The organism is Pedobacter sp. 05T44, from assembly GCF_056395985.1.
Map to the genome: position 1 here is coordinate 68036 of NZ_JBFTKO010000002.1, position 24458 is coordinate 92493.

Sequence of the window (24458 nt, forward strand, 5' to 3'; positions counted from 1 at the left end):
GACATTAATGCAATCTCATGGAGATCGCTGGGCTGTGATTTTACTGTCTGGTTTTTCACTTAAAAGAACTGCAGAAGTAATTACTTCCTTTCTGATCTAATACATTGGGGAGGGCTTTCATATTTTTAGGGAAAGATGGCTGTAGTAAAGTTCGTTGAAATATTGTTTTTTCGGAATTAGTACGATGTTCATTCTTGTTAAGGCGAATTTAGGCTGCAGAATCAGGTGTGTCTCCTCTTCTGATATAATCAGGTTCAGGAATTTTATCTTTATCTTAGTGAGGTAACTTATTTTTAATAATGCCGTAAAGGTAAGTTCCACTTAGGGCGCCCAATACGACAATGATCATAGCCCAGTATCCATATCCGATATTTACAAACATTGGTCCCGGGCAGGCACCGGTTAACGCCCAGCCCAACCCAAAAATTGAACCTCCGATCAGGTAACGCGACCAGCTTTTGTCCTTGTCATGCAAGACGATCGGTTGGCCCTGAATATTCCTGAGTTTAGTTTTTTTGATGAGGTATACGGCAAGCATACCGAGAATTACTGCCGTTCCGATAATTCCGTACATATGGAAGGACTGAAAACGGAACATCTCCTGAATTCTGTACCAGGAAATGGCCTCAGATTTTGCCATTACGATACCAAATAGTATTCCTGTCAGTATAAACTTTACTCCTTTCATGTTTCTAAAATATTAATGGTAATAAAAAATGTGTCATCACTAAGCCCCCGGTAAAGAAGCCAATTACGGCAAGTAAGGAGGGAAGTTGTAAGTTTGATAAACCGCTGATCGCATGTCCGGAGGTACAACCGCCGGCATAGCGGGACCCAAAGCCGACTAAAGCTCCACCGGCCAGCAAGATCACTATTCCCTTAGAGGAACTAATGAGCTGATATCCGAACAGCTGTGATGGATTCAATTGTCCATCAAAAATAATGTTCAGCTTTGCCAGATCATCAATTGTGGATTGTGATAAAGCCATGGGGATTTCGCTCTTGAGTAAGGTCGCTGCAATAACACCGCCAAGAACAGCGCCAAGGAGAAACAGCAGGTTCCATTTTTGAGTCTTCCAGTCAAAGTCAAAAAACTGGTGTCTTTTGCCCGCACCGGCAAGGGTGCACAGGGTTCTTAAATTAGATGAAAAGCCGAAGGATTTTCCGAAAATAAGCAGCAAAACCATAATAAAGGCAATGGCAGCCCCTGAGGTATACCAAGGCCAGGGTTGTCTTAATAGTTCCAGCATAACAGTTTATGGATTGGTCATTTTACTTGGACAAACATAATCGGATAGTTGAAGCTTGCCCGATTCTTTCAAGGCCTTAAAGCCACCTTTGATATCGATAAGGTTCTCAAAACCACGGGCACGCAGAATGGAGTTGAAAATCATTGATCGGTATCCGCCGGCACAATGCACGTAATAGATTCTATCCTTGTCAATTTTTGGCATGTGCTCATTGATGTAGTCTAATGGTACATTTATAGCATTCAGTAAATGCTCAGAAAAGTATTCCGATTCCTTGCGGACATCCAGGATATTTAAATTCCCCGATTTTTCTCTTCGGTCGGCCAATTGCTCTGCTGTTATGGAGATGATTTCGTCTGTTTCTCTGCCACTTTTAATCCAGGCATCAATTCCACCTTTAAGGAAACCGATGGCATGATCATAACCCACTCTTGACAACCTGGTCACCACTTCTTCTTCTCGTCCCTCATCCGCAATTAACAGAATCGGTTGCTGTATATCCGGTATCAATGCACCCACCCATGGGGCAAAACTGCCATCGATACCAATGTTAATTGAATTGGGGATAAATGCTTTTGCGAACAATTGGGCATCTCTGGTATCCAGCAGTAATGCGCCGGTTTCATTTGCCATCAATTCGAAAGCATCGGGTGTTAATGCATGCGTGCCTTTTTCCAGTACTGCAGTAAAGCTGTCGTATCCTTCTCTGTTCATTTTCACATTCAATGGGAAGTAAGCCGGGGGTGGGGTCAGCCCTTCTGTTACCTCTATAATGAATTCTTCCCTTGTCATATCGGCCCTGAGTGCATAATTTGTCAATTTCTGGTGTCCTAAGGTATCAGTAGTTTCTTTGCTCATATTTTTACCACAGGCAGAGCCGGCGCCATGGGCAGGATAAACAATAAGATCATCGTTCAAAGGCATTACCTTTTGACGCAGTGAATCAAATAATATCCCTGCAAGCTCTTCCTGGGTCATGTGTGCTGCTTTTTGTGCAAGGTCAGGACGGCCGACATCGCCTATAAATAGCGTATCGCCTGAAAATAATGCGATTTCCTTTCCGTGTTCATCTATAAGCAGGTAGGAGGTGGACTCCATGGTATGGCCTGGAGTATGCAAAACTTTAATCGTGAGTTTTCCCAGCTTAAAAAGCTCGCCGTCTTTTGCAATATGCGCCTCGAAAGTCGGATTGGCATTCGGGCCATAAATAATCAGTGCCCCGGTTTGTTTAGACAGATCTACATGGCCCGAAACAAAATCAGCGTGAAAATGTGTTTCAAATACATATTTAATGGTGGCATTATTACCTGCGGCTTTTTCGATATAAGGAGCGACTTCTCTTAAAGGATCGATAATGGCAGCCTCATTACCTGATTGAATGTAATAGGCGCCTTGTGCCAAACATCCGGTATAAATCTGTTCAATAATCATGTTCTTTTTTTTAATTCTTTTGTATACATCAAATTTCGGCAGAAAGTGAACACCAAACGGTGACTAAAATCACCCAACTCTTGTTATTTTAAAAATTCTTTTAAAATGATATAAATGCCCATGAACAGGACAAACCAGCCGAACGCTTTTTTGAGTCCTGATCCGGGAATTCTTTTACTGATGAGGTTTCCAGCAAGCAGGCCGGTTATGGCAATTGCGCTGACGCTGAGTAAGAATTTCCAGTGGATTTGAAAATGCCCCAGGTCTCCCGCAAAACCGATCAGGGAATTCAGTGCAATGATAAGTAAAGAGGTTCCGACTGCTTTTTTCATGGGTAATTTTAATAACAAGACCAGGGCAGGGATTAGTAAGAAACCTCCTCCTGCTCCTAACAGTCCGGTTACCAGTCCAATAGCAATCCCGTAGCCTAGAAGTTTAAAGAATTTAATGCAGTCTTTGCAATCCTGTTCCTGTGCATCATCATGTTTACTTCGAATCATGCTTATCGAGGCCGTTAACATCAGTACGCCGAAAAGTACCATGGTGGCTAACGCGCTGGTAATGGTATGACCAGCTATAGTGAATAATTTCTCTGGAATAGCAGGAATAATGAGTTTTCTGGTCGCAAAGACAGTGACAATTGATGCTGCGCCAAAGAAGAGGGCTGCTTTCAGGTTCACCTGACCTTTGCGATAGTTATTGACTGCCCCGATTAGACTGGTTGAGCCAACTATAAAAAGTGAGTAAGAAGTGGCCAGAAGAGGAGCGATCCCAAAAAGATAAACCAATACTGGTACGGTTAGGATAGAGCCACCTCCGCCAATCAGACCCAATGAGACGCCGATAAATGCCGACGCTAAATACGCAATAACTTCCATTTTCTAAATAGTTTAGACAAAGTTGGAAGTTCGGACGGACAATAAAGGTGACTTAGGTCACCGATGAGTTATTTGAGGTATTGAATGTAATTTCTGTGTAAGGCGACTTCGCCACGCTGCTCCATTTTTTTTAATAATCTGGAGATCACCTCTCGTGAAGAATTCAGGTCGTTGGCGATATCCCCGTGCGTGACGGATAATGATCTGGTTTTTAAATCCTTGAATTGTTTTTCCAGATAAAATGCCAATCGTTCATCCATACTCTTAAAAGCAATGTTGTCGATAACGGTCAATAATTCTTCAAAACGATTTCTGTAGGTTTCCAGTACAAAGTAATACCAAGTCTTGTATTCCTTCATTAAGGTATCCATTAGCGATATTGGAATCATCAAGCCAATTGTTGGCTCAACAGCCTTAGCCATCACCTCGCTGGTTTCTTGCTTGGTTGCACAGATCATAGACAAGGCACAGGCATTGCCCGGTTGCAGGTAGTACATAAAAAACTCATTGCCGTCGTCTCCCTCACGATACAGCTTCACCAATCCCTCAACAATTAGCGTCGTGGACCGCATATTTTGCCCAGTTTGCATGAGCATTTCGTCTGCAACAAATATTTTTAGTGTGCCGTTTTCAATTAAAACTTTTTTTAAGTCAGGCTCAAAAAAAGAAAAATGGGAATCTATATAGCTTTGTATGGTTTCAGTTTTCATTTTTCATGGAGTGTTATTGTTTGCAAAATTACTAATTCACTAAATATGCAGATGAACTGCCTAATTGAGAATCCAAGGTCATCACCATGCGTTATTTGCTGGATTTTAGTAACACGAATCTAATGAAATTACAAAAAGTTGTGCGAAATGTTTCAATTAACTGTGAGCCATTCATACTGAACTATATTTGATTTAGATCAATGCTAAAACTAGAACAGAATGCTTGAGCGCAATGTATCTTTAGTTGAACGATTATCAGGTTTTTTATTAAATTATGTTGGAGCTTCCTTATTTAGAGATTTATGCCGAAATTTTCGATAGAAGGTTTAAAAATAGAGTATTGCAAAAGGTAGATATTCCGAGGGAAAAATGCATAAATTTTTTAATTGGAGCATTCAGTACCAGATGCTTATGGTTTCGTTTTACATTGGCAGACAGCAAATTTTGGAAGAATCTATGCTGCATACGGTGGGTTGTTAGCGTATAGGCGCTATTTAGATGTAAAAAAAATGCGGAATTATGTAAATTTATATTTGCATAATTATATAGGTTTGTTTAATCATGAAAAGTAAAGCTATCTTTCTGTTAGTGATATTTTTGCTCAATACCGTTGCGGGTTTTGGCTGTGCTTTAGCAATGGAGGTGGATCATCATGATGAAAATCATTCCCATGCTAAACCTACTCATCATGGACACAAAGATCATGGTCACCATCATGCAGGTGGACATGAACACAAAACTACCCCAATATCTGGGCAGAATTTTACAAAAGAAGATCCTTGCTGTAAAACTTTAGTGAATGATTTGGCTACTCAAAGCAAATTAGTTCCTGAAATGAGCAAAGTGCAGGTAGTTTTACCTGTATTGTGGCTTACTGATCATTCTTACTCTTTATTAATTCCCGTAACCGATGTTGAACTTGGTCGGGGCGCCTATGCAGATCACAGAGAAAGACCGCCTAACAGGGACATTCGCATAGACATTCAAAGTTTTCAGATATAAGATTTAATGTGAGATGTTGGACCCGGTAAAATAGGGTATCGGCATATGATACACTTCGCATAGCTATTGCTATGGCCAAGAATTAGTATAAACATTAAATTATTACATCATGAAAAAGATATTTTTAGTAGTTGCTGTAATTGCAACTGCATGGATCAACCCGAGTTTCGCTCAAAGTACTCAGACACAATCATTGTTAACTTCTTACTATGACATCAAAAATGCCTTAGTAAACTCTGATGCGGCAGTGGCAGCATCAAAAGCAAGCGAATTTTCTAAAGCATTGGCAAGTGTTGACATGAAGTCTATGCCCAAAGCAGAAATGACAGCCTTCATGGGGTTTCAGGATAAACTTGCATTTGATGCCAAACATATCTCAGAAACAAAAGACATTGCCCACCAAAGGGAGCATTTCGCTAATTTTTCAACAAATCTTTTTAAACTGGCTAAGGCAGTAAAACTTACTAAAGACCCGGTTTATTATGACTATTGCCCAATGAAAAAGAGTTATTGGCTTTCTGAGAATGAGGCGATCAAAAATCCCTACTTCGGTAAACAAATGCTAACCTGCGGGGCAGTTAAAGAAACTCTAAAGTAATTCTGTTTGTTAATTCCTCAGCTTCACCTTTATTGGGTGTTCTGGTATGCAATTGACATGTGGATTTTATTGAACAATTCTGCCATAGGATCACATAAATACACTTTGTTCCGCTAAGCAGGTAATCAAACATTTAAAACGATTTTAATTTAAACACGATGAAAACATTAATTTATAGTTCAGTTTTTTCCTTATTATTTTTAGCAGCCTGCTCTAATGGTAGTAATAAAACTAAATCAACCACTTCCGAAGATGCTACAGTAACAACGGCCGTTGCATCTGGATCTTCAGAAAAAGGTACTTCTACTGCCGCAGTATTAGCCTCATACCTCAAATTAAAAAATGCCTTTACAAATGACAATGATAAAGACGCGGCAGCAGCAGGAAATGAAATGGTAACTGCCTTTGCCAGTTTCGACAAAAAATCTTTAACTCCAGAACAGGATAAAGCTTATACCGATATATACGATGATGCTAAAGAACATGCCGAGCATATTGGAGCTAATGTTGGAAATATTGCACACCAGCGTGAACATTTTGATATGTTGAGTAAGGATATGTACGACCTCGTTAAACTACTTGGCGCTAATCAATCGCTGTATGTGGATCACTGCCCGATGTACAATAACAATAAGGGAGCAATCTGGTTGAGCGAAGTAAAGGATATTAAAAACCCTTATCTGGGAAAAGCCATGCCAACTTGCGGTACTGTTAAAGAAGAATTAAAATAATAGGCCATGAAAGGCATAAAGAAAATACTTCTTGGACTATTGGTGATCTTTATACTTATTCAATTTGTACAACCTGCCCGCAATAAAAGCAGGCAGGTTATGCCAAATGATATTTCTAAAATAGTTTCTGTACCCTCAGATGTACAGGGTATTCTAAAAAAAGCCTGTTATGACTGCCATAGTAATAATACTGAGTATCCCTGGTATGCTAATATGCAGCCCATGCACTGGTTTATGAACAATCATATTCAATCCGGGAAAGCTGAATTAAATTTTAGCGAATTTGGTTCTTATACCTCAAGAAGACAGCAAAGTAAACTGCGCTCAATAGAAAATAGTTTAAAGGATGGCAGTATGCCCCTGAACTCCTATACCCTGATCCATAGAAATGCCATTTTGACTAAAACGGAAAAATTGTTGCTAATGAACTGGGTACAAAATTCAAAGGATAGTTTAAACAAAAAGAATTTTAACTAACCATTAATCATCAAAGAAATGAAAAATATACTAACGGTTTTCTTATTGATCTTCTATTCTGCGGTTTCTGCCCAGGATATGAAGAAAATGAAAATGCCTGACAATGAAAGTACGAAGCAGTCGCGGGTTATTTACACTTGCCCAATGCACCCGGAAATACAATCCAACAAGCTTGGTAATTGTCCTAAATGTGGCATGAAACTCGTTGTTCAAAAGGTAAAGGCTGCTAAACCGAAACCTGGGGCAAAAGAGAAAAAGACGGCTCCATCAAAAAAAGAAGGCATGGAAAATATGAAAATGCCTGATAAAAAGCAAGACAGCGATGAGTCAGCGCAGAAGGTAACTTACACCTGTCCAATGCATCCCGAAATTCATGCACCCAAGCCAGGCAATTGTCCTAAGTGTGGAATGAAATTGGTACCTGAAAAAGCTAAAGCAGCTCCCACCAAACATGACGAAATGCAGATGCCTATGAAAGATGCTCCAAAGGATGGAATGGAGAACATGGAAGGTATGCAGATGGGAGACAATAGTGCTACAATGGAAAACATTAAAAAAGCCAAATCGAATTTGGGCCCCATCAAAACCATTGCTTTTACTCAACCACCCCGTACTGTTCGCTATGATCTTTATATTGCCGATACTACAGTAACCTTTGGAAAAAAAACAAAAAGGGCAATAGCTGTAAACGGACAGATACCAATGCCAACACTCACTTTTACCCAAGGCGATACAGCATTGATATATGTACATAATAAACTCGATGAAGAAACCTCTCTGCATTGGCATGGCCTGTTTTTGCCGAATAAAATGGATGGTGTGCCATTTCTAACCCAAATGCCCATTAAGCCGCATTCTACTTACATCTATAAATTTCCAATTGTTCAGCATGGCACTCATTGGTACCATAGCCATAGCGAATTGCAAGAGCAGATTGGTATGTATGGTGCTTTTATCATGAACAAAAGAAAAGAATGGGACATTCCAACCGTTCCGGTGGTACTTAGTGAATGGACAGATATGAAACCAGAAGAAGTACACCGAAGCCTGAAAAATGCCAACGATTGGTTTGCCATTAAAAAAGGAACGACCCAAAGTTATGCCGAAGCCATTAGAACAGGTCATTTTAAAACCAAAGTGGCCAATGAGTGGAAGCGTATGAATGCAATGGATGTAAGTGATGTGTACTATGATACTTTTCTGATCAATGGTAAGAACCAAAATGAGCAGCCACAATTTAAAGCCGGAGATAAGGTAAGACTTCGTATTGCCAATGGCGGGGCATCTGATTATTTCTGGTTAACTTATTCCGGTGGTAAAATAACCGTGGTAGCTACCGATGGAAATGATGTCGAGCCTGTAGAAGTTGACAGGCTAATTATAGCTGTATCCGAAACGTATGATGTGGTGGTCACCATTCCCGAAAATAAAAGCTACGAATTTTTGGTTACGCCCGAAGACCGCACCAAATCTGCTTCCCTTTGGTTGGGTAAGGGAGAAAAAGTTCCTGCTCAAAAACTGCCTAAGCTGAAATATTTTGCCGGAATGAAGATGATGAATGACATGATGGATATGAACGGCAACATGATCGAAATGGAAGGCATGAAAATGCAGAACCAGGTTATGGACATGAACACGGTAATGTATCCCGAAGTAACGGGTGAAGAGACCCCGAAAAAAGAAAACAAAAAAGCAGCTATGCCGGGGATGCAAATGTCTAACGAAAAAAACATGGCAGGTATGGATATGACAGCGGAAAGTCCTGACATCGTTACGTTGAACTATAATATGCTTCGTGATCCAAAGAAAACGACTTTACCTAGTGGCCCGTGGAAAGAGCTAAAGTTTGATCTAACAGGGAATATGAACCGATATGTCTGGACTTTGGATAATAAAACGGTTTCAGAAAGTGATAAAATCCTGATTAAGAAAGGAGAAAACGTTCGGATCATTTTGTTTAACAACAGTATGATGCGCCACCCTATGCACCTGCATGGTCATGATTTCAGGGTTGTCAATGGACAAGGCGAATATGCTCCCATGAAGAACATCATCGACATTATGCCCATGGAAAGGGATACTCTTGAATTTGCAGCATCAGAACCAGGTGGTGATTGGTTTTTCCATTGCCATATTCTGTACCACATGATGAGCGGAATGGGCAGAGTGTTCAGTTATGAAAACTCTCCGCCTAATCCAGAAATTCCTAACCCTAAATTAGCGCAGCGTAAGTTGTTTAGTGATGACAGGGAATTTCATCCCATGGCGAGAGTTGGAATTGAAAGCAATGGAAGTGACGGTGAAATCATGCTGGCCAATACCCGATACCGTTTTACTACCGAATGGAGAGTGGGTTTTCAATCCCATCATGGTTATGAAAACGAAAGTCATTTTGGGAGATACCTTGGAAGAAACCAATGGCTCTTTCCCTATGTTGGTTGGGATTTCCGTAAACGAACGGTTGATCCGATGGAAAAGAATATTTTTGGGCAATCTACAGCACCCGGGGATAATCTTTTCGGACAGGGCAATACCAAAAACTTTAGACAGGTATTTCATTTGGGGGTACAATACACTTTGCCAATGTTAATTGTTGCAGATGCTTCTGTCGATCATAAAGGAAACGTGAGATTTCAATTGATGAGAGAAGATGTACCTATATCCAAAAGATTGCGCTTTCAATTTATGGTCAATACCGATAAAGAGTATATGGCGGGGTTTAGATACATCGTCACCAAATATTTTGGCCTGTCCACCCACTATGACAGTGATATGGGTTATGGCGCCGGACTAACATTAAATTATTAACCAATTAATCTTTACATCATGAAGCATACCTATAAAATAATCGGAATGACCTGTCAGGGCTGTCGTAGTAAAGTTGAAGATGCCTTGAATAGTATTGACGGGATTTCTGCTAAGGTTACCTTGGAACCAGCTGAGGCAACGATTACGATGGATAAGCATATTACTACTGAAAAATTGCAGGAAACGCTTTCTGCTGCTGGAAATTACAGGATTGAAATGTCCGGCTTTCAAAAGATTGCCGCAGATAAACACAGTCCAGATCATTCTGGTCACCAACATCATGTTTCAGCCCCTCAGGGTCATGGCGCTGCTCCGGTTAAGGTTAATAAGGAAGAAACCGGAGAGGTATATTATTGTCCGATGCATTGTGAAGGAGATAAAACTTATGGTAAACCAGGTCATTGCCCGGTTTGTGGAATGGACTTGCTGAAGCAGCCGGTATTAAAGCAAGCCACTCAATTTACTTGTCCTATGCACCCCGAAATTATCAGAGATCAGCCTGGTTCATGTCCGATATGTGGAATGGATTTGGTTCCATTGGGTGTAAATTTGGAAGAGGAGGATAAAACTTATGAAACGCTTTTGCGTAAGTTTAAGGTCGCAACGGTTTTTACCATACCTGTCTTTTTGATTGCAATGTCTGAGATGATACCAGGTAATCCGATTTTCAAATTGATGGAATTGAAATATTGGAACTGGGTTCAGTTTGCATTTTCTATCCCTGTGGTGTTTTATGCAACATGGATGTTCTTTCAGCGCGCATGGCAATCCATAATTACATGGAAATTAAATATGTTTACTTTGATTGGTATTGGTGCGGGGGTGGCTTGGCTATTTAGTCTTGTCGCCCTGCTTTTTCCTGATGTTTTTCCAAACCAGTTTAAAACCCATCACGGTACGGTCTATGTTTATTTCGAAGCAGCAACTGTTATCCTGACTTTAGTCTTGCTTGGTCAGCTTTTAGAGGCCAGAGCGCATGGGAAAACAAACAGTGCTATTAAAGAACTGTTGAAACTGGCACCCAATACCGCTACCAGGATTGTAGGCGAAAAAGAAACCACAGTTTCCATAGATGACATTCAGAAGGGGGACATGTTACGGGTGAAGCCGGGAGAGAAGATACCTGTTGACGGCAGTATTAAAGTTGGAGAAGTGACGATTGACGAATCTATGATTTCAGGTGAACCTGTTCCGGTGGAAAAGAAACCTGGGGACAAAGTTAGCTCTGGAACAATCAATGGTAATAAAACCTTTGTCATGCTTGCGGAGAAAGTAGGCTCGGAAACACTGTTGTCCCAAATCATTGAAATGGTGAATTCTGCAAGTCGTTCAAAAGCACCTATCCAAAAAATGGCCGATAAGATTTCAGGTTATTTCGTCCCTGTAGTGGTGTTGATTGCCATAGCTACCTTCGTAGCATGGGCAATGTATGGGCCTGATCCTGCATATGTTTACGCTTTTGTAAATGCTATCGCTGTATTGATTATAGCCTGTCCGTGTGCGCTTGGTTTGGCGACGCCGATGTCTGTAATGGTGGGCGTAGGAAAAGGCGCACAGTCTGGGGTGTTGATTAAGAATGCAGAATCGTTGGAAAAAATGAATGCAATTGATGTCGTGATTATTGATAAAACTGGAACAGTAACCGAAGGGAAACCATCGGTTGAAAAGGTCATTAGTGTAAACCCAGATTTTGATGAAAAGAAAGTCCTTGAAAGAATCGTAGCATTGAACAGCAGCAGTGAGCATCCTTTAGCACAGGCAACGCTTCGTTACGGGGAAGAGAAAAAGATCAGTATTCAGCCTATCACAAACTTTGAAGCTGTAACTGGTAAAGGTGTAATGGGTACATTGAAACAGGAAAAACTTGCTTTAGGCAACCAGAAATTAATGGAACACGTTAAAGCTGAAATTGATCCTGAATTAGAAGAGCAGGTTATGACCGCACAAAAACAAGGTAAGACAGTTTCTTATTTAGCTGTTGGGCATAAAGCTGTTGGCTTTGTGGTTATTTCTGATAAAATCAAGCCCTCAAGTGCTGCCGCTATCAAAAAACTTCAGGAAGAAGGTTTAAAGGTAATCATGTTTACAGGGGACAATGAAGATACAGCAAGGGCAGTTAGTCAAACCTTAAATTTAGATGGTTTCAAAGCCGGGATGTTACCGGAGGATAAATTGAACGAAGTGAAAAAATTGCAAGCCGAAGGAAAAAAAGTGGCGATGGCAGGCGATGGTATTAATGATGCCCCGGCATTATCACAGGCTGATATTGGCATTGCGATGGGTACTGGGACAGATGTTGCTATTGAAAGTGCAGCAATTACCCTTGTAAAGGGCGATTTGAATGGTATTGCAAAAGCCCGTTTGTTAAGCCACAAGGTAATGGGCAATATTAAAGGTAACTTATTCTTTGCCCTTGGATATAATGTATTGGGAATACCCGTGGCTGCGGGACTTTTATATCCGTTTTTTGGAATTTTACTGTCACCGATGATAGCTGCGCTTGCCATGAGCTTCAGTTCAGTATCCGTTATTCTGAACTCACTGCGCCTTAAGAGTGCAAGAATTGACTAATTTTTAATTAAATACATTTAATCACATTAATTATGGAAGATAAAGTGGGGATTATTCCATATGTGGCCACCTCTTTCGCGGAACGTGGCCTCATATTACGGTCCAAAATGGTTCTTCCCCAATTTTGGTGGTGAAAAATATAACAGACAAGCAATTCCTTTTTGTAAATAACTGTTTTTCAAGTTGATACAAGCTTATTACCTCGGTGGTTCCTTTGTATTATTTTTTGCGGGAACTAACATTGATCATGATTCTCATATGTTAGAGAACCCTACGGCTTTAATCACCAGCAAGCTTTAATGAACACTTAATTCATTGATTTTACATTACTCACTTCATTTTGAAGAACCACCAAAATTGGGGAAGAACCACTATCTGCGAAATATACAAATATCAAGACCACCCAACATTATGCTAAAATCTTAGACATTAAAGTCGCAGCGGATATGGCCGGCCTGGATGAAAAATTGCGTGACAAGGGACTGATTAATGTGGAAGCTAATGTGGGGGATCAGGAAAATGACAAGCCAGCGGATTTGGTCACCTCGCCAGAGCCCAGCAGTGAGCCAGAAGACAAACCCGAACCGAAGATTATCAGGTTGTACGCCTAGTTGAATATGCTAACTATTAAAAATCAAACCATGACAGATTCTGTATTAACAGAGGAAATTGTTGTAAATAATATCAATTATATCAGGGAGCCTAAAGGAATGTTTGATGCTTATTTAGCTTTCTTAAGGAACTTCGGCTATCCGAAGGCCGGGGGTACTGGTTTCCCTACAATTTATCATGCGATGGTAAGCAACGGATCGCCAGAGCCAACCTATGATACAGGTCGGGATTGCACCTGTTTTCTGACTAAACTGCCGGCAAGAATTGAAGTAGAAGGATTATATGAAGGTGTAAATGGTAAGGTTAATGCTGAAGACAAAGCAGGAGGGAAGGTGAAGGTGTAAATGAAGGTGTAAATGAGGGTGTAAATGAACAGGCATTAGTTAAGATGATACGAGCCACCTTTCCTGCCTGTGCTATTGCTACGAGTGAGGATATAAAAGAGCTTGTAACTGCACAACATAATCTGTGAAAGTTGTTGAATGATGTTTAGAAACAAATTATTTACTTTTGACCATTCGAATTAAGAATAGGATAAGGGGTATTATTTGCCCCTTATCCTATTCTTAATAGTTATGATATGACCAGAGCATATAAATCTGTAAACCTTACTCAAAGCCAGTAAATATTTATCAAACACCTGACGGTGAAACTGGAATTGACATTAAAATTGAGTATGAAACAAATTGACTTACCAAAACCAGATTGTCGACTTATTTAAATCTAGCAAAGCTAACATCAGCGAGCATATCAAAAACATTTTGAGTCTAAGGGATTAGATAAAGATTCAACTGGTCGGTATTTGCGAATAGTTCGGCAGGAAGGCGAAAGAAAAGTATCCAGAGATCTGGAACATTATAATTTGGACCTGATCATTTCAGTAGGTCTTATCCGTCTATAACTTTATAAACGACAAGTAATTTCAAGATTGACGGTCCGTATATATGTAAAGTACATCTTTCTGATCCATGTCTTTATCTGCTGTTGAGGTTTATGACGCTGTCGGTTAACTTGGCAAGTGAGCGACTGGTTTCCCTTTCATATTTTCAGCAACCAGATAGGCAATAAATTTTGAGAAGACACTGATGTCACCAGTGACGCTGGCAGTTTCCAGTGATTTCATGTACTCATCCCTTTTCTCCACTGGTATCACTGTCCATGGATATCCCCCTGAGGCGAGCATTGTATTCATTAAAAATCTGCCTATTCTACCATTGCCATCCATGTAAGGATGGATGAAGACAAAAATATAGTGGCCCAGGACTGCCCTTACTGCAGGATGCTGTTCCTTTTGCAAGAGTTCAAATAATTCAGGCATGGCATCACGCATAGCTTCAACACTCAGTGGTACGTGCTTTGATGAACTGATATAGACTTGGTGACTCCGGTAGCCAGCCAGATCTGAAGCTTTTAGTATTCCAGCTTGTACACTCGGATCAAAAAGTTCCCGGTACCATTTCTGATGGTCTTTATCTGCTTGCAATCCAGCGTTCTCTCCCTGTAGGATTTTTTCCAATGTTTTTTTTACTTCCTGAAAGGCTTGGAAATAACCTCTTGCAGCCATAGCATCTTTCTGTTTACGGTCTTGTTGGGAGCTATCTTTGTCCCATTCACCGCTGCTCACTTTAGCAATGAGCTCAGGGGTAACTTTGTAACGTTCAATGGAAAGAGAGTGGTAAGCATCTGTTAGATACACTTCATCTACTATTTTAATATAAGCTTCCTGATCTGCCGGTACACCAGGAGCTTTCGGGAAATCTTTTATAATGATTTCACTCATTTGCTGCCACATCAACCGTATGCGATTGACAAAAGGGGATCGCTCACGTGGGCTGATCGCTATTTGTAATTTTTCCTGAAAGGGGTCATATTCTCTGATGTCATATCCCGCTTGTCTCATCGTATCAATGATTTGGTCAGCAATCCTATCCCTTCCAATGTTCCGGAACGCACCGCTCAACCTACCGCTAATGGTAGAGTGACCATTGTCAAGCAAAATAGGTAATAGTTCTGAAGCATCGCTAATACTGGCTAAGGTGATGCGGCAATCCAGTGGTTTTGATCGATAGATCCCTTCGGTGCTATATATCAGTGCTGCCTGCAGGTTGTACACCTGGAGGTTATTGATGGTAGTCATCAATTCCTTCGCAGGAATTTCAGCCCTATAATTGAACAGAGAGGTGTTATGGGGGAAGGAAATGGGGCTGTTATTTGCTTTTGGTGAGCGCAGATGAAGTTGTGTGGGTACTGTCCAATTACCCGCATGTAGCACGAGCGATTGGTCTGCCGAAAGGCACCAGTTTCCTTCATACTTGTGCCGAATAAATTTGGTGCAGAAATCCCAATAACAGCTGTACCAGGATGTTGTATCTCCTGGGACTTCAGAAGGGTTAGATGAGATATACCAGCCTTTAGAGACTTCTTTTATAAAGCCATTCTTCAAAAGGATCTCCCGTTGGGAACGGCTTGGGATTTCATCTGTATGGATTCCTGCAGATCCTTTTTCCTGAAGTTCTTTTAGCGTTACTAATGCTTCTGCAAATTTTTCCTTTGGTGTTGCCATAGCCTTTTGATTTTGTTCTGCTGGTGTTTCTTATCAGTCTGTTAACTCCTGCTGAATTAACACTTCCTCCTTAGAGTTCTTTTTTGTTACGTCGTTTCTTAATAGATTCAATAATATCTATTCATATTTTATAGTTGTGTTATTTCTATTGTTTATTGTTGTGTTGTTTCTATTGTTTGTTGTTGCGTTATTTCTATTGCTTGTCGTTGTGTTAGTTCTATTGCTTATTGCAAATATATGATTATTATCTGTTTACCTCTCCTTTAATAGTCCTAATTGTATTGCCTGTCTGTGTTCTGTTTAGTTAAATATGTCCTGCATTTGAGCTTTACACTTTGTGAAAAGAGTAGCCAAAAAACGTATAAGAAATTGCAAATTAATAATGCTTAGCGTATATTTTAATTATTTTACCATCTAGAAGACTTGCGTATATTTAAGAGTAAGCGGCTATTTTACAGACCCCTATTATGACACGACATTTTATTGCAACAATACTGACCCTAATAACTTTGACAACGACAGCACAAAACAAAATGCGACCAGTTGACGAACTAATAAATAAGACCGACTCAGGTTGGACACTTGTAAAAGATTGGATTAAATCTGCCAAAAACAAAGTTGAAATTTTGGCGGTTGATACAGTAAAAGCAAAAGACGCTTTGTATAAAATCCAAGTGACAACACGTTCGCCAATGGGTGCAGTTGTTTATATGACAGGTGGGCTTTTAATTGATGATGGTTGGATTAGAATTCTTGGTTCGGGCAATGCAAAACTTGGTCGGACACTTCCAGATTGGAACAAAGGAAAATCATTTAAAGAATTTGGAGAAATACCATCATTTTTGCTTATCGCTGACGACGCTGTTGGCGGACTTTACCTTTTGAACGGCGGTGGGCTTGGCAAGGACTTTGGAAAAATCTATTATTTTTCGCCTGACAATTTAGAGTATGAATCGCTTGACATTACATATACAGAATTTCTACAATTTTGTTTTAACAACGACTTAGACAAATTTTATAAAGGCAACCGGTGGACAAAATGGAGAGACGAAGTTTCAAAGTTAGACGGTGACAAAGTTTTTAGTTTTTATCCATTTCTTTGGACAAAGGAGGGTAAAGACATAAATAAAAATACACGAAAAGCAGTTTCGGTTGAAGAGCAATACAGTTTAAACCTTGATATGCGGAAACAACTTGGGCTTGATAAATAAAAACAGCCGCTTCATTAAAAAAGGCATATATTTCAAAAAGGCTGAATTTGTGTTAAGTTGTGGAGGACTAATGGATGCCAACCCGACATCAGGTACAATGGTGCTTTCCGGCTGAGCTATGGGTTTGAATGTGTGTTTAGCCAGAAAGCCAACAAAACTGATACCACATTTTCATGCATTAGCAGCGCTTGTTGATCCTGCTTACTTAGAGGAATTATTTCGGTGATGATGTAAGTATTTTCGAATTTTCGCAACCTATAATGTAAACAATCAAATGATGATGAAATTTATGTGCATTATGTTGTTGTTCTGCCTATTTTCCTGCGGACAACAATCTTCACCCGATGGCAGGTCACGTTTAAGAGATGCGGCGATACAATTACAGATTGACAGTATGAAGCGGCAGAATATTGCGTTGCTGGACAGCATTGCCAATATTAACAGGAAACTAAATGCAATAAAACGATGAACCTAACTATCAGGAAAGCCACTGTCACCTTGCTTTTTTGCCTGCCTTTTACTGTGGGCCTTGCGCAGACGAATATTCTTGCTTAAAAACAATAGATGATGAAGCTGTCTGTTTAGTTATCTACTGAAACACCCTTAAATTGATTGGTTTTATTGAAGATTGCTTTGTTGGCCTTCAAGACCTACTAACGATAAAATGCCAGTTTATTTCAAGAATTACGAAAATAGGCGAAGAACCACTTTCCCCGAAATACGCATATATCACGACTTTAGCTGATGAAACCTATCTACTTTGCTACCCAAACCTGTGCCTGCCTACTGAAATTCCCCTGCCGGAGTGTAGTAAAGTTCTGGAAAATATGGTAGTTGCCACTTCCATTTATGATCTGGTTAAAGTCTACCACATCCGCCGGGCTCTGACCAGTGTACACCGCCATCATGTTTTGCGGGTTGACCGGATTTACCCAGCCGATCAAGATTCCGTAGCCTTTTCCTGCATAAATATTTTCAGCGATTACCTTTTCATCTCCGACATGCAGCGGGATTTGCGGCATGTACTTTTCCAGAAACTTATTCCCCTTGACGCTTCCCCAGACAGATAGGTTGTAGCCCGTTAAATCCATTTTCAGCGCAGCGGTATCGGCTACCATTTTTGCTTCTTTGAGCGAGCCAATCCTGTTTTTAAAACCGTTCATGAAGTCTTTCAGCTTCCGGTCTGCAACCTGGTCGGTTTCGGCTGTTGAATAAATAAACAGGATGTTTTTCTTATCATAGATGTCCCCGATCTGCGGAATAGCAGCAAGGTCAGGCTTTCTGATCTGCTCCGTTTCCGCCATCCACCGGTCAATGTCGCTCTGCTGAATAAACTTCATAGCCTTCACGATCTCCGGCATAAAATTGTCGAGCGTTGGATATTTCGACCGGTTGGACTCATAGTGCTTTAAAGCCGCAATCAACGGATTTAAGTAGATCCAGCGCATTCCTTTCTGGAACCTGAAATAGTTCAAATCTGCAGCCTCTTCTCCGAATTTCAGGGCCGCCATCCGGCAGGCAATTGCCTCTGTGAGGTGTTCTTTGAAAACTACCGGCCAGGAGTGATAAGCCTGCGCCTTCATGGACTCGCGGATTGGTTCTAGTAAATGCCCCATGGGCTCAAACTGATCCTGGATTTTCTCCACAGCAGGATTAGCGAAGGAATGCGCGAACTCATGCCAAAGCAACTTATAGAGCCCTCGGACGTCAAAAGTCGGCACCCTGATCGCTGTTTTTTCCGGGGAGATCACCGCATACAGTTCCGCGCCGTCCCTTTTGAATATTCTTGGTCCAAAATTCCCCCAGCCTAAAAAGTTCAGGATCACGTTAAACTGAACCTGCTTTTTATCCTTCGCTCCGCAATAGTCCATCAGTCTGTTCTTTTCATCAAAATCAGGCAGGTTATACGCCAAGGTAGCTAGCGATATCTGATAGAGATCCGAATTGCTGTTAAAAAAAGCGGCGTAATTTGATTTCCGGCAAAAATCCTTCATCAGGATACGCAATGAATCCAGTGCAGGATTTTTCTTTTCTGATACTTCAATATCCTTGCGCCAATCCAGCTCCTGTGTCATGTGCAGCATAAACCAGATCGGCCCGTCAATTGTGGTAAAGAGTTTTCCGTACAATGGATTTTTTGAAAGATAGGCAAAGAGCTGATGGTCTTTGTACAGCGTAAATGCCGCTGCTATTTTTTGCTTATAATCCAGGTCTATAAAATTGGTTACCGGAACGCCAGCCAATACCTCCATCGTATGAAACAGTTCGATTCTCGGATCAACCGAGAAATTCACCTCATTTAAAACGATCGTGTTTTTCCTGAATTTGGCTCCGGATGTCCCGCTGAATGCTTCAGTGGTAAAAACAGCAAGCAATATAACAGCAAAGAGGGGAAAGGTTATTTTTTTCATATGTTATGTATTTAGCGTTCGTGTTTGTTCAGGGCCGAGCTCAAGCGATAGGACGCTGATAGCTCCTTCCATGTTGCACCTTTTTCATTAATAATTCATAAGGATTATAAACGATTATGGTATTTCTAATTTTTTTTGCTCCACCGTCCCCTTGCTGGAGTGAAAGTAGCATCATCCAGGAGGCGCTATGAAAAAATGTGACGAAACCCCAATAAAATGTGATGAGTAGATAAAAGCTGGATTAAAAACCGGGGTGACGTCTGGGTGTATGTTCCGTTGAAAATGGTTCTTCCACAATTTTGGCGGTTTTTAAAATGAGGCGAGTAATGTAAAATCAATGAATTAAGTGTTCATTAAGGCTTGCTGATGATTAAAGCCGTAGGATCCACTAACATAAATATTTACCTATTTGATTTCCGCTGTTATACCTTTTGCATTTTTTACATTTTTACTTTATGTATGGCTATGGAATACATTTGGAAAAACTGTTTTAGAAATCTCAACGAACAAAATGTGCGTAAGACAGAAAAACAAATTATTTAGCAAGACTAAAACTTATCTGAAATCAGAAATACAAGAAGTTTATATCCTTGACTTAATTATGAGAGGACACGTTTTCTTATTAGACCAAATTACTTATTCTCAAACTCCAACCAATCAATCGTCGTGATGACAAACGTAAACAGGCAAGACAGAATAGTAGATTGGTTGACAATAGCTCAAGCAAATGATTTATTAAACAAAATAAAGTCCACATTAATCTGCTATAAGCAACTACAAAATGTTTAACCCAAAACACAATATGAAGGAAATCCTAAACGTAAAAACTGCTTTGGGACACCTATCAATTGTCTTCATTCTTATACTATTTATTTGTGTTTTTCTATATATGCTTGGTATTCCGCTAATATATTGGGCGACATTTGGGGAAGGCGCATCATCTGATAGAACCTATGAAATGCCCATACATATTTTCATTGAAAACTGGGGTGCATTAATCATTATTTTATTGGCTTGTGCAATAGCAATGATATATAATCTTAATAAGCGTGACATCAGGCATTCGAAATCATATCTAATAACGGCGGCGGTAATTTCAGTTTTGTATATATTTAGAAATCCAATCATAGACGTATTTATTGGAATTAGCTGAAGACAATTGCTGCTCATAGCAAGGATTTTGCAATAGTGGGGCGAAACTGCAAAGTTCAACGCCAGTTTTTCGATTCAACTTTTGTACAAAATTGAAGATTTTTGCTTTCTTGTTTCTGTTTGTTGGAAATACAATTACAATATTATTGGCCTGGAAAATGTGCTGTTGGTCCTGAACAAATTGTTATTTATCAAACACCAAGCGGTGAAACTGCAATTGATGTAAAAGTTGAGTAGAATACTGTCTGGCTAGCATTAAGTCAGATGGCTGAACTGTTTGGTAAAAATAAATCAACAATTTCAAGGCACCTTAGTAACATATACAAGGAAGAAGAATTGGATCAAGAAGCAACTGTTGCAAAAAAGGCAACAGTTCAAATAGAAGGAAATATACAGTCAGCACCATTCCCGCCAATTGCACACATTAAATCTGTTAGGTTTCCTAAAAACCATTCGGTGTCATATCCGGACAATAGCTGTTTTAACTTTTTTGATTTCTGTTCGAGGCTCATAATTTAAATCTAGTTTAGTTTATAATGCTATATTATGGTGATATTGTCCATCAAAACCGTTTGTTTGTCCATTTATATTGTACATCTTGTGTCCTAATTTAGAGCGCCAAATATCAATAATATGACTCTGAACTCATCCTGAACAGATTTTAAAACATATACCCAAACAGGATAAGCTTCATAAAAATTTTGGGCTGTAATTCCCGTGTCCTAACCAAATTTTAAAACAAACCTATGAACAAGAAAATTACTACCCTAATTTATTATAGTATACCCCAGAATGAAATCAAGAGTAATCAGTTAATTACCCAGAATCCGGCTTGATAGCATGCGCGTAGCCCACTTTCAAATACAAATGGACAAGATTAGAAAACGTTTAAATTATATTCTGGCAGCGCTGTCAGTGGTCATCATTACAGCATGCGATGCTTTTGCTCAGATAAAAGCTGAGAAGAGTGCCGCAATAGATCTGGCAGGCACCTGGCAGTTTCAGACTGACTCCCTAGATCGGGGCATTGCTGAGAAATGGTACAGTACCAAACTTAAGGAAAAAGTAAAGCTTCCGGGATCAATGACTACCAATGGTATAGGCAACGACATCACTGTACATACACCTTGGACTGGCGAAATCGTAGATTCATCCTGGTTTTCGCAGCCTCAGTACGCAAAGTACAGGAGGCAGGGAAACATAAAGATTCCTTTCTGGCTGCAGCCGGAGAAATACTATAAGGGGGCAGCCTGGTATCAGAAAAGCGTTACTATACCTGCATCCTGGAAGGGCGAATTGTCAGAGCTTTTTATTGAGAGAAGCCACTGGGAAACAACAGTTTGGGTAGATGACGTCAGAATAGGAATGGAGAATAGTCTGGGTACAGCCCATGTATTCCAGTTGAAAGACCTGCTAACACCTGGTAAACACGTGATCACCGTGAGGATAGATAACCGGGTAAAGGACTTTAACGTGGGAATGAACTCACATAGTATCACTGATCATACCCAAACGAACTGGAATGGTATGGTTGGAACATTACAGCTCAGGGTCAGGCCGAAAATATATGTTTCAGACCTGCAATTATACCCAGATATTCACGCCGGACTGGTAAGAGTGAAACTCAAAGTTAACAACCCGACAGGAGCTAAAGGCATGGCACAGCTGAACTTATCGGCAATTTCTTCTAGGGCAAACGCTCGACGGTTAAAGACCTTAGTTAAGGACGTGGTGCTGAATGGAAAAAGCGTTGATCTCAGTCTAGTATACGCAATGGGTAGTCGTCCTTTACTTTGGAATGAATTTCATCCCGATCTCTATCGTTTTGCCGTCAATCTAAAAACCACCCTTAACAATCTGCCGGATCAACAGGAGCTCCTATTTGGTATGCGTGAGTTTAAAACCAGGGGCACACAGTTTATCATGAATGACCAGCTTACATTTTTACGAGGCACCCTCGACTGCGCTTCGTTTCCAAGAACTGGTTATCCGCCTACGGATTTGGCCTCATGGCTCAAAAGTTTTAGTGCCATTAAACATTATGGTTTAAATCACGTCAGGTTTCATTCTTGGTGCCCGCCGGAAGCAGCTTTTGCGGCAGCTGATCAACTGGGAATATATCTGCAGATAGAATGTTCCTCTTGGGCCAGCACAGATGCTGTAATAGGTGATGGAAGGCCATTAGATGAATATATCTACAAGGAAAGTGAAAGAATGGTAAAAACTTACGGGAACCATCCTTCATTTGTGATGATGACTTACGGCAACGAGCCTAGCGGTAAAAATCATGTGACTTACCTTACAAAGTTTGTCAACTTCTGGAAAGTCAAAGACACAAGGAGGCTATACACCACTGGTGCAGGCTGGCCTGTAGTTGATCAAAGCGATTACAATAACACTCCAGACCCCAGGATACAGCGGTGGGGCGAGGGATTGAACAGTATACTGAATGGCCGGAAACCTTCGACAACGTACGACTGGAGTGACATCATATCCAAGTGGAAACAGCCGTCGGTGAGCCATGAAATCGGTCAGTGGTGTGTCTATCCGGATTTTAAAGAAATGAAGAAATACACTGGCATCCTGAAACCGAAGAACTTCGAGATCTTTCAGGACAGATTGAAAGAAAACGGAATGTATATGTTAGCTGACAGTTTCTTGATGGCTTCTGGAAAATTACAGGTCCTCTGTTACAAAGCTGATATTGAAGCGGCTCTGAGGACTCCTGGTTTTGGCGGTTTCCAACTGCTTGGATTAAATGATTTCCCAGGACAGGGAACTGCCCTTGTAGGTGTACTTGATCCTTTCTGGGAAGAAAAAAATTATGTGACCGCAGTTGAGTACAGACGTTTTTGTAATGCTGTTGTACCATTAGTCAGGCTTCCCAGCATGATTTATACCACCAGCGAGCAGCTGGTGGCACCGGTTGAAGTAGCAAACTTCGGTGGTAAAGCACTTGCCGGTGCAAAAGTAAGTTGGACCATCACTAAAACTGATGGCACCCCCCTCTACCATGGTGAATTTAATCCGGTAGATATTGCATTGGGCAACGGTCAGCATATTGGCACGATCCGCCAAAAATTCAGCACCATTCAATCTGCAGAACAGCTACTTTTAAAGGTAAAGACAGTATCGGCAGAAAATTCATGGGATATTTTTGTCTATCCCACCGTTCTGCCTGATATTTCAAAGGAAGTGCGGGTAACGCAGGTATTGGATGATGAAGCTGTCGAGGAACTAAACAGCGGTGGCAAAGTACTATTGACTTTAAAAAAGGGATCTATTAAGCCAGAGATGGGCGGTGATATCAAGGTCGGTTTTTCAAGCATCTTTTGGAATACAGCTTGGACGAAAAGCCAGCCCCCAACCACACTAGGTATCTTGTGCAACCCTGAACATCCTGCCTTTGCTGCATTCCCAACAGAGTACCATAGTAACTGGCAATGGTGGGACGCAGTCACCCATTCAAGCGCGGTAAGAATGGATGCTCTCAGTAAAAAAATCAACCCTTTGGTGAGGGTCATTGATGATTGGGTTACCGCCCGACCACTGGGTCTGATTTTTGAATGTAAAGTGGGCAAAGGAAGCCTGATAGTTAGCGCTATTGACCTGCTATCTGATCGTGATCAGCGTCCGGAGGCAAGACAATTATTATATAGCCTGCAGAAATACATGGAGGGAAATGCTTTTATGCCGGAAGTATCAATGGATATAGCTGACATCCAAAAGCTCACTAGTGAAAATAGCTTATAAGTATTCAGAAGGTAAGTCGCTGATTCCAGCGTTGATGATCTGATAACCAAAGCCTGCCTGGTAGATCTTTGTTGTAAAAAGGGCTGGGAAGGACTTGGTGGAGCCTGGCCGCAGCCATATCCTGCGGTCAGGCTGTCACCAAAAAGATAATTTATTTCATTCAAGTTGAGCCATTGGTCTTCTGAGTCTGTGTTTCCTAAAGCGTTGCCGGAAAGGTCACCTGAAATGTCATCCGTTTCTTCTCATCTTCTTTGTTTTGAAGGTCCGATTTCTTCTGTACCTGTTTTGCTTAGCGGGCCA

The 24458-nt window shown here is 40.7% G+C and carries 17 protein-coding genes; 10 read left to right on the top strand and 7 right to left on the bottom strand.

Annotation, left to right across the window (positions count from 1 at the left end; all coding sequences use genetic code 11):
* Nucleotides 1-274: 274 nt before the first annotated feature.
* From AC1DDK_RS05100 to AC1DDK_RS05120, 5 genes are all read right to left on the bottom strand, one after another.
* Complete coding sequence (locus AC1DDK_RS05100) at nt 275-688, bottom strand: YeeE/YedE family protein (protein WP_172659935.1); 414 nt, start codon at nt 686-688, stop codon at nt 275-277.
* Nucleotides 689-692: 4 nt separating this feature from the next.
* Complete coding sequence (locus AC1DDK_RS05105; protein WP_172659936.1) at nt 693-1250, bottom strand: YeeE/YedE family protein; 558 nt, start codon at nt 1248-1250, stop codon at nt 693-695.
* 6 nt (nt 1251-1256) lie between these two features.
* Nucleotides 1257-2681 carry an MBL fold metallo-hydrolase gene (locus AC1DDK_RS05110; protein WP_288879074.1) on the bottom strand — a complete coding sequence of 475 codons (1425 nt, stop codon included), beginning with the start codon at nt 2679-2681 and terminating at the stop codon, nt 1257-1259.
* An 83-nt stretch (nt 2682-2764) separates the two neighbouring features.
* A complete protein-coding gene (locus tag AC1DDK_RS05115; RefSeq protein WP_172659938.1) occupies nt 2765-3559 on the bottom strand; it encodes a sulfite exporter TauE/SafE family protein in 795 nt (264 codons plus the stop codon).
* A 68-nt stretch (nt 3560-3627) separates the two neighbouring features.
* Nucleotides 3628-4269: a Crp/Fnr family transcriptional regulator gene (locus AC1DDK_RS05120; protein ID WP_288879075.1), complete on the bottom strand. Its 642-nt coding sequence runs from the start codon at nt 4267-4269 to the stop codon at nt 3628-3630.
* 386 nt (nt 4270-4655) lie between these two features.
* Here AC1DDK_RS05120 and AC1DDK_RS05125 point away from each other — a divergent pair, with 386 nt between their 5' ends.
* The 8 genes from AC1DDK_RS05125 (at nt 4656) to AC1DDK_RS05160 (ending at nt 13412) form a co-directional block, all read left to right on the top strand.
* Entirely contained in the window at nt 4656-4841 is a 186-nt protein-coding gene (locus AC1DDK_RS05125) for a YnfA family protein (protein WP_172659940.1), read from the top strand.
* On the top strand, nt 4831-5271 hold the full coding sequence (locus tag AC1DDK_RS05130; protein WP_477611802.1) for a hypothetical protein: 441 nt from the start codon (nt 4831-4833) through the stop codon (nt 5269-5271). The genes AC1DDK_RS05125 and AC1DDK_RS05130 overlap by 11 nt, the downstream gene beginning before the upstream one ends.
* 109 nt (nt 5272-5380) lie before the next feature.
* Nucleotides 5381-5869, top strand: a complete 489-nt coding sequence (locus tag AC1DDK_RS05135; RefSeq protein WP_099437547.1) for a DUF3347 domain-containing protein — start codon at nt 5381-5383, stop codon at nt 5867-5869.
* Between the two features lie 158 nt (nt 5870-6027).
* Nucleotides 6028-6600, top strand: coding sequence for a DUF3347 domain-containing protein (locus tag AC1DDK_RS05140; protein WP_172659942.1), 573 nt, complete (start codon nt 6028-6030; stop codon nt 6598-6600).
* 6 nt (nt 6601-6606) lie between these two features.
* Nucleotides 6607-7077 carry a heme-binding domain-containing protein gene (locus tag AC1DDK_RS05145; RefSeq protein WP_172659943.1) on the top strand — a complete coding sequence of 157 codons (471 nt, stop codon included), beginning with the start codon at nt 6607-6609 and terminating at the stop codon, nt 7075-7077.
* Between the two features lie 18 nt (nt 7078-7095).
* Entirely contained in the window at nt 7096-9885 is a 2790-nt protein-coding gene (locus AC1DDK_RS05150; protein WP_288879076.1) for a multicopper oxidase domain-containing protein, read from the top strand.
* Between the two features lie 18 nt (nt 9886-9903).
* Nucleotides 9904-12456: a heavy metal translocating P-type ATPase gene (locus AC1DDK_RS05155; protein WP_172659945.1), complete on the top strand. Its 2553-nt coding sequence runs from the start codon at nt 9904-9906 to the stop codon at nt 12454-12456.
* Nucleotides 12457-13097: 641 nt separating this feature from the next.
* Nucleotides 13098-13412 carry a hypothetical protein gene (locus AC1DDK_RS05160; RefSeq protein WP_288879077.1) on the top strand — a complete coding sequence of 105 codons (315 nt, stop codon included), beginning with the start codon at nt 13098-13100 and terminating at the stop codon, nt 13410-13412.
* A 662-nt stretch (nt 13413-14074) separates the two neighbouring features.
* Here the strand turns inward: AC1DDK_RS05160 and AC1DDK_RS05165 are convergent.
* Nucleotides 14075-15631: a Fic family protein gene (locus tag AC1DDK_RS05165; RefSeq protein ID WP_172659947.1), complete on the bottom strand. Its 1557-nt coding sequence runs from the start codon at nt 15629-15631 to the stop codon at nt 14075-14077.
* Between the two features lie 467 nt (nt 15632-16098).
* Between AC1DDK_RS05165 and AC1DDK_RS05170 the strand changes: the two genes are divergently transcribed.
* Complete coding sequence (locus AC1DDK_RS05170) at nt 16099-16842, top strand: DUF2625 domain-containing protein (protein ID WP_216854323.1); 744 nt, start codon at nt 16099-16101, stop codon at nt 16840-16842.
* A gap of 755 nt (nt 16843-17597) precedes the next feature.
* Here the strand turns inward: AC1DDK_RS05170 and AC1DDK_RS05175 are convergent.
* Nucleotides 17598-19253, bottom strand: coding sequence for a DUF4932 domain-containing protein (locus AC1DDK_RS05175; RefSeq protein ID WP_337716645.1), 1656 nt, complete (start codon nt 19251-19253; stop codon nt 17598-17600).
* A gap of 2019 nt (nt 19254-21272) precedes the next feature.
* Here AC1DDK_RS05175 and AC1DDK_RS05180 point away from each other — a divergent pair.
* A complete protein-coding gene (locus AC1DDK_RS05180; protein ID WP_337716647.1) occupies nt 21273-24158 on the top strand; it encodes a glycoside hydrolase family 2 TIM barrel-domain containing protein in 2886 nt (961 codons plus the stop codon).
* Nucleotides 24159-24458 lie beyond the last annotated feature (300 nt).